This is a genomic window from Oleiphilus sp. HI0061 (genome assembly GCF_001635675.1).
Window position 1 is genome coordinate 1 of sequence record NZ_LWFE01001853.1, and the last position, 9,424, is coordinate 9,424.

Consider the following 9,424-nt stretch of genomic DNA (forward strand, 5'->3'; position numbering starts at 1 on the left):
TAATCTCAATGTGTTTGATGTTTATTCAGGTGATAATCTTGCTGAAAACGGAAAGAGTCTAGGCCTCGGTCTGGTATGGCAGCGAAGTGATCGCACTCTTAATGATGAAGAAATCAACGAGTCCTTTGAGCGTATTGTGTCAGCACTCAGTGCTAAGTTTGGAGCTAAATTAAGGAGCTAGCGCATGGCGGCTTTAACAAAAGCTGATATGGCCGAAAGCCTATACGACGAAGTTGGACTAAATAAGCGCGAAGCCAAAGAAATGGTGGAAGCGTTCTTTGATGAAATTGTTGGAGCCCTAGGTCACAATGAACAGGTGAAGCTATCTGGCTTCGGTAATTTTGACCTACGCGATAAGAAACAAAGGCCTGGACGTAACCCTAAAACTGGTGAAGAAATTCCTATTTCTGCCAGACGCGTTGTTACTTTCAGACCCGGACAAAAATTAAAGGCAAAAGTAGAAGAATATGCTGGAACCCAGTCACAATAATGAATTACCCCCGATTCCGGGTAAGCGCTATTTCACTATTGGAGAAGTAAGCGACTTATGTGGAGTCAAAGCTCATGTTCTACGTTATTGGGAGCAAGAGTTTGATGAACTGTCACCGGTAAAGCGTCGTGGAAATCGTCGTTATTATCAGCGCCAGGACGTCATGACTATTCGTCAAATTCGTAGTTTATTGTACGATCAAGGCTATACCATCGGTGGTGCCAAGCAAAAACTGCACAATGAAGGTGATGAGGGCCCTGCAGGGCAAAACTCTGAATTGATCAAGCAAATGATCACTGAGCTTGAAGAAGTTTTAGACGTACTAAACAGCTAAGCTTTCAAGTAATAAGGTAATCTTAAAAAACGCCGATACTATCGGCGTTTTTTATTTATTTCTAAAGCGTCATAAGGTATTATACCCGCGACTTAAGTCGACAGGCCTAAAACCCGTCGATTACCCCCATGTAAGCTGATACCTAGTATCAACCTGGTGAACAAATTCTTGTTTCACACCGTTCGGGATGTAGCGCAGCCTGGTAGCGCACATGTCTGGGGGACATGTGGTCGTGGGTTCGAATCCCGCCATCCCGACCAATTTTTCTTTTTTAATTCCTGTTTTTTAGCATCTGTCGCAGCTTTTACCATTATAGGGTGAAAATGTACATCATAGAGTCTAGACTCCCTTGTTTAATGCATAATCTGAAAATTCTACTTAGTTAACAGACATATAGGTCTGCATTCCCCTAAGATTATGTTTGATAATTTTTTGTTTTAATAATATTGATCGTTATTCAAAAAAATGAGGGCATTATGAAAGAAGGGACATATCTTGAAGAAGTCAGGCAGCAATACGAGAATTATCCCTACCCTGCAAGAGATCCTGCTAATGAGAAAACAGATCTTTATGTCTCCAAACCCTGCTCCTTAGATTGTCTTAATTATTACGCTTTTGAGGGTAAGCGTGATTTTACTCAGTCGTTTCGAGTCCTAGTTGCCGGTGGCGGGACCGGTGATGGTGTTATTTATTTAGCCGAACAACTTAGGGAAACTGAAGTAGAAGTGGTCTATTTGGATATGTCTCAAGCATCAATGGACATCGCCAAGGAACGAGCTAAAGTCAGGAAATTAAAAAATATTACCTGGATTCATGATTCCTTGTTAAATCTGAACAAACAAGAATACGGTGAGTTTGATTTTATTTCCTGTACTGGCGTTTTGCATCACTTGAAAAACCCAGATGAAGGTTTAAAAGCGCTTACTAAGGTACTTCATCCTGATGGTGCGATGTATCTTATGGTTTACGCAACAATTGGACGAACAGGAATCTATCAGATGCAGGAATTAATGCGTCAGATAAATACCGACACGCCCAACATTCAAGACTGTATTGATAACACAAAAAAAACTCTAAACGGGCTACCACAAGGCAATTGGTTTTCCTCAAATAAAGTTTCTTGTAAGAAAGATTTAAGTACAGATATTGGCATATACGATCTACTAATACACTCTCAAGACCGGGCCTATACCGTAAACGAAATGTACGACTATGTTGAAAATGCAGGATTGAAGTTAAATAAACTATATAATCCTGACCACCCTCTTGGTGACATGATTTTTTATCCCGAAACCTATATTCGTGACCCAGAGCTGTTGAACACAATCAAACAACTTCCGCTTAGAAAACAGCAATCTATCTGCGAGTTGTTGTTTGGTCAAATCATGAAACAATGCTGTTTTGTTTCGTTTAAGGAAACTTCTACTCCTAGCATAAAGAATACAGATCTGGTTCCTGCCATCAGCACCATTTACGGCCAAAATGAACGTAAGCAAAATTTGCTTAAGGCGTTTTCTGCACCAGGAAATCAAATACAACTGAACCAAATGTTTACCTTAAAAAGAAACCCACACAGCAAAGCATTGTTTGAACATATAGATGGAAAACGAAGCTTAAAAGAGGTTGTCGAGCAAACCATCAAGACAACGAAAAGCCATGCAACGTTTGAAACCGTCTTTGCAGAACTATGTTCCTTTGTTGAGGTCCTAATAAAACTAGATATGATGTATTTGAGAGAAAAGAGCGCAAGTAGTGCAGCTAATATAAACAATATGATGGGAGTGTGATCAGAAAATGTGTTCGGTTTCTTTAAATGTAAGCGTCCAATCGAGCACAACTAACTGCAAGGTCTAGGCTAGCACTAAGATTTAAAAGGAACTAGCGTATGACTAAACCGAGCGCTAAATATAGCTGGCCAGAGTCGTTGGCTTTTTAGCAAGTGAGTGGCTAAACGATAGCAGACTTCTGTTCCGTGCATAAAATTAGTCCCTTGATGATGGGCTGCAGGGATTCCAAAGTAACAGCTAATCCCACTCTAAACGCAAAACACTGGGTGTTGAGCAATGATTGTTTCGAGTTAAAAGAGGTAGCTCAAAACAGAGCTATTTCTCTCATTCTAATGTCCCACCGATGGTCACTGTGTCTGGGCGTAGGCTTTGATTGACTCTGATCCGTACCAGGTAATTCCGGGCTCTCTCCAAACTTCTCAGTCGATTTACATTTCTTATCACTGTATTTACCGATATCCCGCTTCAAAGCACTGTGTAGTGTTGAGCCTTGGAGTGATAGACTATGGGGTAGATGTCTATAGCGTGGTGGTGGCTACGGATTGGATCTCTTTCTAAGCTAAAATAGAAGAACTAAATATTAAGACCGGAATACTGATGAAGAATAAAGCTCAAAAACAACTCTCGTTTGAACCTCAATACCATCGAAAGTTGGCACAAGGAAAGTACACGCCTATATCAAAGAGGCTAATTAAGGGTAGCAACTCAATTTCGAGTGAAGACGTTGCTGAAGAGCGAGATTGCATACTTGCTGAAGGTTTCACGGTTTGTGAAAGCAGAGCAGAACTGTCTGCGGCGAAAATTGATAATTCAGATAAAGGTGATGTGGCAGCCGTTATAGCCAATACCAACCCCTTATTCAAGTTACATAATAAGTAAGCGCTTGCTGAAAAAAAATTAAACGAGAGCTTTGCCTCGTAGTAGTTGTCGCAGTCGAATGAGAAATAGGAATTATTGATGGATTTATTGTATTGGCATTGGATTGTTTTTGGGATTTTTCTTGTTCTTTTAGAGCTCGTTATCCCTTCATTCACCGCGCTTTGGTTTGGTATTGGCGGGGTATTGGTTGGCATGTTACTTCTTGTCGAGCCGGATCTAAGTACTACCTTTCAGATAAGCGCCTGGGCTATTTTATCTGCCTTACTCACCAGCATGTGGTTCAAAATACTCAAACCCTCGCGGGATAAGGTAGTTTTACCAGCGCTTGATGAAATTCAGGGTGAACTAGGCGTGACGCTGACGCCTCCTTCCGGGGAAAGGCCGGGGCGCGTTCGCTTTTCTACTCCCATTAAGGGCTATGATGAGTGGGACTTTGAGTCTGATGATCAACTAGATGTAGGAGATGCGGTTAAAGTAACCGGTGTCACTGAACATCGACTAGTGATGAAAAAACAATAAATTATCTTTTAGGAGCAAGGGATTATGGAAGCAGGATTATACATAGCAATAGCGATATTTATTTTATTACTGGTGACGGTTGCACAAGGTGTAAGGCTCGTACCTCAGGGCTATCAGTGGGTTGTACAGCGCTTTGGAAAGTACCAAAAAACACTGAAGCCTGGATTGAATATTATCGTTCCTTATTTTGACCAGGTGGCCTATAAGCTTACAACTAAGCAAATCGTATTGGATATTCCTAGCCAAGAGGTTATTACAAAAGACAATGCTATTATTATTGCCAGTGCCGTAGGTTATATCTCCATTACTGACCCGCAGAAAGCAGTGTACGGTGTTGATAACTACACGATAGGGATACAAACCAAAGTCCAAACAACGCTTCGTTCAATTATCGGTGAAATGAATCTGGATGCGGCATTGAGCTCTCGAGAGCAAATAAAAACCAGCCTCACTAGCACGATTGCGAATGAAATTGCGGAATGGGGTATAGCGCTTCGTTCAGTTGAAATTCAGGACATTAACCCTTCTAAGACGATGCAAGAAGCAATGGAAGAGCAAGCCTCTGCAGAGCGGGCAAGGCGTGCAACGGTGACCAGAGCTGAAGGTTCTAAAGAAGCCCAGATATTAGAAGCCACGGGCCAGAAGCAAGCGCAAATACTGGAAGCACAGGGCCGAAAAGAAGCAGCAGAACAAGATGCTAAAGCTGAATTGCTATTGGCAGAAGCGAGGCAGCAGTCAATCTCAATGGTCTCTGCCCCTTTGACCGATAAAGACATGGCAGTGACCTACCTTCTTGGTGAGAAGTATGTTTCAGCGATAGAAAGCCTGGCGACATCTGAGAACAGCAAGTCGGTAATCTTACCTGCCGATTTACCAAAAGCTATCGCGGGTATGATAGGGAAGTAATACACTAGGGTAGCAAGATAAAGCCTAATTTATGTTTGAGCTAAAAACCATCGCGCTATTCATCGTTACTGCGCTTGCAGAAATTGTTGGTTGCTACCTTCCTTATTTGTACTTAAAGCAGGATAAAAGCCCTTTGTTGCTTATTCCTGCTGCTCTAAGTCTAGGCTTGTTTGCGTGGTTGTTGTCTTTGCACCCTGCTGCTGCGGGCCGCGTTTATGCTGCTTATGGCGGTGTTTATATCCTGGTAGCAATATGTTGGCTATGGGTTGTCGAAGGTATTAAACCCACGTGCTGGGATATTACCGGCGTAGGCGTTGCGCTATTGGGCATGGCAATTATCATGTTCAGCCCTCGTGAGCTATAGCCTGATAGGTAGCTGATGCTTTAAGTGTCATCCACCATGAACTGGCCAGTCTTGCATCGTCCGATAAGCCAGAAGGGGTATCGGTCTTGGCGCGAGTTTTTATTTTTCCATTCCCGAAGAATGGTTTTTCCCACCTAAACGAGTGAATACGCATGGATAAGCTAACGAGTGATAACAAATTAATGGCTTCGGTAGACCTAAAAAACTGGGCGAACCTAAGTCGCTCTGTGTTAAATGGCATCGTTGGTGATTATCTGGAAAAAGAGCACAACCCATTAGCCATCGATATGGCTTTTTACCAGCAAAACATACCTCTATTGCTAGATGACACGCTTGCTCAACAGGTGCTTCAAGGTTCCGGGAGCGTCAAAGCAGAAAAAGCCTTATCTAACAAAATTATCGTCCTCATCCACGGGCTGACCAATCTAGAAACAATATGGGACTTAAAACCAGACTCACTCGGTGGGGAAAGTGAAGGGGAGAGCTCGAGTAATGGTCGTTCAAGTGATGATGACGAAGCGCTAAGTGAAAAAGATAACTATGGTCGACGCTTACAAGAAGAGTTTGGCTTTACGCCTTTTTACTTGCGTTACAACACAGGCTTATCGATTAAAGATAATGGGCAAAAATTAACTCGGCTACTTTCAGAGCTCATTGAGGCATACCCCATACCTGTAGAAGAGATCGTGCTAATGGGCTTTAGTATGGGAGGCTTGTTAATACGAAGTGCCCAGAAACTCGCGCAAGATGCCGAAGCAGATTGGCTAAGTTTGTTGTCAAACTGTTATTACATTGGCACGCCTCATGAAGGCTCGCCCTTGGAGAAGTTTGGTCACCTAACCAGTTCTATTGTTCGCTATATCCCGCGTGATTACATTAGTCACTGGGCAGACTGGATAGACGTTCGAAGCCAGGGTATACAAGATCTGAAGGACGGCTTACTCCATCTGAATAAAGAAAAACGTGGCGCGGATAGTGATGACCCCTACGAGCAGAGTGTGCGCTGTGGAAGTTTTACCGCGCATGCTCAGCATCACTTCATTAGCGGCTCGCTATCGGCGAACAAGAATAGTCTACTCAACAAGTATTTTGGCGATAGCCTGGTGAGACATACAAGTGCTAACCCCATATCTGCACCAGAAGACAGTAAGCAGGCCCATTTCAATGGTATTCCACATGTACCTCTGGCTCACTCAGAAAAGGTTTACCAGCAAATAAACCAGTGGTTCCGTGAGCATCCAGATCATATTGACTTGAAGTTCTACGAGGTGAGGGAAGCGACTAAGAAGCAGCAAATGGTGCAGAGAGTCGCGCAAGGCTTGTCGAATCAAGAAATCATATCAGGTAGCTTGGATTTGTTAGCGCTTGCCTATGATCATACGGTAGACGCCGTTGAGAAGGTTCACGGCGCGATAGCAGATGAACCATACAGCGTACTTAGGAAAGTCCCTTTGATTAAAGATGTAACCTTGCCGATAGAAGATAGCCATAAAGATATACTCAATACCATATACTTCTCGCTCAAGGCTGGAGGGAAGCTTGCACACAAAGGGGCGAAAGTTTTAGGTGGCAAGCACAGTAAGGAAAACGAATCTGAGGATAAGTGAGCCCTAATCAACTTACCTCGGTAGAGTCAGACTGCTTTAGCAGCGAATTTGATGTCCGATTGACTTGCTTATATAAAATGTCATCACTTGAGTGTTTAGCACCACGCTCTTCATGAAAGTGGCCTATTGCATATGCCCATGTTTGAGCTTGTCGGTCTGATGCATTGAGTGAGCATGCATAGCTTGATTTAGCACTTCGAGCGAAATATCAGAAAATGCCAGAACTTTGCCCCCCTGTGATTTGGCAAACGCTTCTGCACTGTTCTTGTTTTTAAATGAAGCCAGGGCCGGTCCCATTGCTCCGGGGAGCTTATGACCAATTACATACCAGGCTTGTTTGGCATCGATTAGCTCGGCTTCGCGAGTATTACCCCAAGGACTGCTCGTCATATCATGGACAAATGCTTTAGCTGTGTTATGGATATTTTCAGGTTGAAGCATATAGGCGAACAAGTCATTCACTGAGCAAAACTTACGTACCGACGATTTATTCTTCTCAAACATCTCACCTTTAGGGCCGGCAAACTGGTTGATAAGCATTCCACACAGGTGGCATTCGTCCTGGTCTTCAATATGTACGGCGCTGATTTCTGGCTTAGCTTTAGGATCGTTTTCACTACACGAAACAATCCCGAAAATTAATACGCCTTGAATCAGCAAAACCAGCACCGGAACTAAAGGCGACTGTTTAGCGTTTTGGTGGGGGGGCTTATGATTCATCACCTTATACCTCTCGTTTCTTCAATAAGTAGGCGGCGAATGCAAGTGGTGCTGCGATCCATAAAACCAGGGAAGATAGCAGTCCTGCCATGCTCATCTCTGTGCCTTCAGCCAGTTGTAGCACGCCACCATATTCTGCGGCATTAACCACCTGATAATTAACCAGGCGGAAGATATACGTTGGGTTCAAGAGTAAAACTTGACTGAGCAAGTCACTTTGAATATCGCCTTTACTGGCGACTAAAATAGCGAGTAAAGCCAAGTCGAATACCAGTACAAAGAAAAACCAGGTGACCAAAGCCAGGCCCGCGGCACGCGATTTCTCTTCTACGCTAAGACTAATAACATAGGCGATGGCAATAAAAACCCAGCCAAGTAGTGTCGCCGATAGAATAAACCAGAAAAATGCATTGAGAACTTCTAGGGTTTCCACCTCGCTGCTGAAGATAATGGCTGCTGCAGCAGTACTAAAACCAAGCAGGGAGGAGATCGCGATGATACTTCCTTGGCCCAGAAATTTGCCAATCAACATATCGCGTCGACTGAGGGGGTAGGTGAGCAGGAGTAGCATGGTGCCTTGTTCATATTCTCCTACGAAGGCGTTGTAGGCGATCATCAATGCGATCAAGGGAATCAGGATAACGGCCAGACTTGCCAGACTAATTAAGGTTGAGTTGAGCGAGGCAAAGCCGATACTACCTGAGGCAGCCGCGCCAAAATACGTAAGCCCTAAAGATAGAATGGCGAAGATTACCGTGATCGCCAAAGTCCAGCGATTGCGGAAGCCATCTTTAAATTCTTTTGAGGCGACAGTTAGTATTTTATCCATATTTATTGCTCTCCCTTGCGAATAAAGTGGCTGTATATTTCCTGCAAGGAAGGTTGCTTGATCTCCAGGTCGCTGATGCTTGTATTTCCCGAGAGTGTTCTAAGGGCGGACATTTTATCTTTCGTCGGCACAAGCAGAGATTGCTGGCCAGCCGCACAGGCGACCGCATTTTGATACTGCATGAGTTCGCTGGGAATTTCATTCGCTGCTAAGCCATGCGCTTTGATCTCGATAGGCAGCTCGCTTTGCTGGCGAAGCGTTTCAAGATTACCCAAGGCTAATTGCTTCCCGCCACCTAGTATCATAGCTCTGTCGATATGCGCTTCAACACCAGGGAGAACATGAGAACAAAGAATCACTGCGCAACCATCGCTTCGTAGTTCGTCTACCGTACGATAAAAATAATCGGTTGCGATAGGGTCTAAGCCAACGGTGGGCTCATCCAGTAATAATAGTTTAGGTTTGCCTAGCAGTGCTTGCGCCAAACCAAGGCGCTGCCTCATACCTTTAAAGTAGGTTTTGACTGCTCGATTTGCTGCAGCTTGAAGGCCAACACTCTCAAGTAACCGTTCAGCCTCGTTCTTTTTAAAGCCTTTAAGTTTGGCGAAGTAAGTGAGTATATCGCGCCCGCTTAGGTGATCATAAAAGCTAACATTTTCGGGTAGATAACCAAACTTCTGGCGAATGTGGTGAGCTTTTTTGTCTCGAGGTGACTGGCCAAGGGTTAGTACTTCGCCTTGACAAGGCTCAAGCACGCCCAGGATGATTTTCATCAGCGTACTTTTGCCAGCGCCGTTATGACCAAACAAGCCAAGCACTTCGCCTGGAGGCAAGTCCAGATTGATTGCCTCGAGTGCTTTTAGCTCGCCATAATGTTTGGAGACTGAGTCAAGCTTAACAACAAGGTCAGAAGAAGGGGACGTCATGGGCTGGCTACCTTACGAGCGGNCGCCCATGACGTCCCCTTCTTCTGACCTTGTTGTTAAGCT

12 protein-coding genes and 1 tRNA gene are annotated in these 9,424 nt (G+C 44.0%); 10 read left to right on the forward strand and 3 right to left on the reverse strand.

Annotation, left to right across the window (positions count from 1 at the left end; translation table 11 throughout):
* From A3735_RS28170 to A3735_RS28215, 10 genes are all read left to right on the forward strand, one after another.
* A partial coding sequence (locus A3735_RS28170) for a hypothetical protein (protein ID WP_156499993.1) occupies positions 1 to 181 on the forward strand: 181 nt, incomplete at its 5' end.
* A gap of 3 nt (positions 182 to 184) precedes the next feature.
* On the forward strand, positions 185 to 490 hold the full coding sequence (ihfA, locus tag A3735_RS28175) for an integration host factor subunit alpha (protein ID WP_068507652.1): 306 nt from the start codon (positions 185 to 187) through the stop codon (positions 488 to 490).
* Entirely contained in the window at positions 468 to 824 is a 357-nt protein-coding gene (locus A3735_RS28180; protein ID WP_068507650.1) for a MerR family transcriptional regulator, read from the forward strand. The genes ihfA and A3735_RS28180 overlap by 23 nt, the downstream gene beginning before the upstream one ends.
* Positions 825 to 1,007: 183 nt before the next feature.
* Positions 1,008 to 1,084, forward strand: a tRNA-Pro gene (locus tag A3735_RS28185).
* A gap of 216 nt (positions 1,085 to 1,300) precedes the next feature.
* Positions 1,301 to 2,611 carry a bifunctional 2-polyprenyl-6-hydroxyphenol methylase/3-demethylubiquinol 3-O-methyltransferase UbiG gene (locus A3735_RS28190; protein ID WP_068507648.1) on the forward strand — a complete coding sequence of 437 codons (1,311 nt, stop codon included), beginning with the start codon at positions 1,301 to 1,303 and terminating at the stop codon, positions 2,609 to 2,611.
* A 597-nt stretch (positions 2,612 to 3,208) separates the two neighbouring features.
* Positions 3,209 to 3,490 (forward strand): hypothetical protein, encoded by a 282-nt coding sequence (locus A3735_RS28195; protein ID WP_068507647.1) that lies wholly within the window; start codon positions 3,209 to 3,211, stop codon positions 3,488 to 3,490.
* Positions 3,491 to 3,568: 78 nt separating this feature from the next.
* On the forward strand, positions 3,569 to 4,009 hold the full coding sequence (locus A3735_RS28200; RefSeq protein ID WP_068506810.1) for an NfeD family protein: 441 nt from the start codon (positions 3,569 to 3,571) through the stop codon (positions 4,007 to 4,009).
* 24 nt (positions 4,010 to 4,033) lie between these two features.
* Positions 4,034 to 4,915, forward strand: coding sequence for an SPFH domain-containing protein (locus A3735_RS28205; protein WP_068507645.1), 882 nt, complete (start codon positions 4,034 to 4,036; stop codon positions 4,913 to 4,915).
* A 31-nt stretch (positions 4,916 to 4,946) separates the two neighbouring features.
* Positions 4,947 to 5,279, forward strand: coding sequence for a YnfA family protein (locus tag A3735_RS28210; RefSeq protein ID WP_068507643.1), 333 nt, complete (start codon positions 4,947 to 4,949; stop codon positions 5,277 to 5,279).
* A 152-nt stretch (positions 5,280 to 5,431) separates the two neighbouring features.
* Positions 5,432 to 6,886 (forward strand): triacylglycerol lipase, encoded by a 1,455-nt coding sequence (locus A3735_RS28215; RefSeq protein WP_068507642.1) that lies wholly within the window; start codon positions 5,432 to 5,434, stop codon positions 6,884 to 6,886.
* A gap of 123 nt (positions 6,887 to 7,009) precedes the next feature.
* On the opposite strand, the gene A3735_RS28220 is transcribed toward A3735_RS28215, so the two are convergent.
* From A3735_RS28220 to A3735_RS28230, 3 genes are read right to left on the reverse strand one after another with little or no spacing between them, the layout of a single operon-like run.
* Positions 7,010 to 7,606, reverse strand: a complete 597-nt coding sequence (locus A3735_RS28220; RefSeq protein WP_068507640.1) for a nitrous oxide reductase accessory protein NosL — start codon at positions 7,604 to 7,606, stop codon at positions 7,010 to 7,012.
* Positions 7,607 to 7,610: 4 nt separating this feature from the next.
* On the reverse strand, positions 7,611 to 8,435 hold the full coding sequence (locus A3735_RS28225; protein WP_068507638.1) for an ABC transporter permease: 825 nt from the start codon (positions 8,433 to 8,435) through the stop codon (positions 7,611 to 7,613).
* A gap of 2 nt (positions 8,436 to 8,437) precedes the next feature.
* On the reverse strand, positions 8,438 to 9,361 hold the full coding sequence (locus tag A3735_RS28230) for an ABC transporter ATP-binding protein (RefSeq protein ID WP_068507636.1): 924 nt from the start codon (positions 9,359 to 9,361) through the stop codon (positions 8,438 to 8,440).
* Positions 9,362 to 9,424: the final 63 nt, after the last annotated feature.

Bases quoted from the DNA above. Each gene is read 5' to 3' on its own strand.
- ihfA (WP_068507652.1), top strand. From the start codon at position 185: ATGGCGGCTTTAACAAAAGCTGATATGGCCGAAAGCCTATACGACGAA.
- A3735_RS28180 (WP_068507650.1), top strand. From the start codon at position 468: ATGCTGGAACCCAGTCACAATAATGAATTACCCCCGATTCCGGGTAAG.
- A3735_RS28190 (WP_068507648.1), top strand. From the start codon at position 1,301: ATGAAAGAAGGGACATATCTTGAAGAAGTCAGGCAGCAATACGAGAAT.
- A3735_RS28195 (WP_068507647.1), top strand. From the start codon at position 3,209: ATGAAGAATAAAGCTCAAAAACAACTCTCGTTTGAACCTCAATACCAT.
- A3735_RS28200 (WP_068506810.1), top strand. From the start codon at position 3,569: ATGGATTTATTGTATTGGCATTGGATTGTTTTTGGGATTTTTCTTGTT.
- A3735_RS28205 (WP_068507645.1), top strand. From the start codon at position 4,034: ATGGAAGCAGGATTATACATAGCAATAGCGATATTTATTTTATTACTG.
- A3735_RS28210 (WP_068507643.1), top strand. From the start codon at position 4,947: ATGTTTGAGCTAAAAACCATCGCGCTATTCATCGTTACTGCGCTTGCA.
- A3735_RS28215 (WP_068507642.1), top strand. From the start codon at position 5,432: ATGGATAAGCTAACGAGTGATAACAAATTAATGGCTTCGGTAGACCTA.
- A3735_RS28220 (WP_068507640.1), bottom strand. From the start codon at position 7,606: ATGAATCATAAGCCCCCCCACCAAAACGCTAAACAGTCGCCTTTAGTT.
- A3735_RS28225 (WP_068507638.1), bottom strand. From the start codon at position 8,435: ATGGATAAAATACTAACTGTCGCCTCAAAAGAATTTAAAGATGGCTTC.
- A3735_RS28230 (WP_068507636.1), bottom strand. From the start codon at position 9,361: ATGACGTCCCCTTCTTCTGACCTTGTTGTTAAGCTTGACTCAGTCTCC.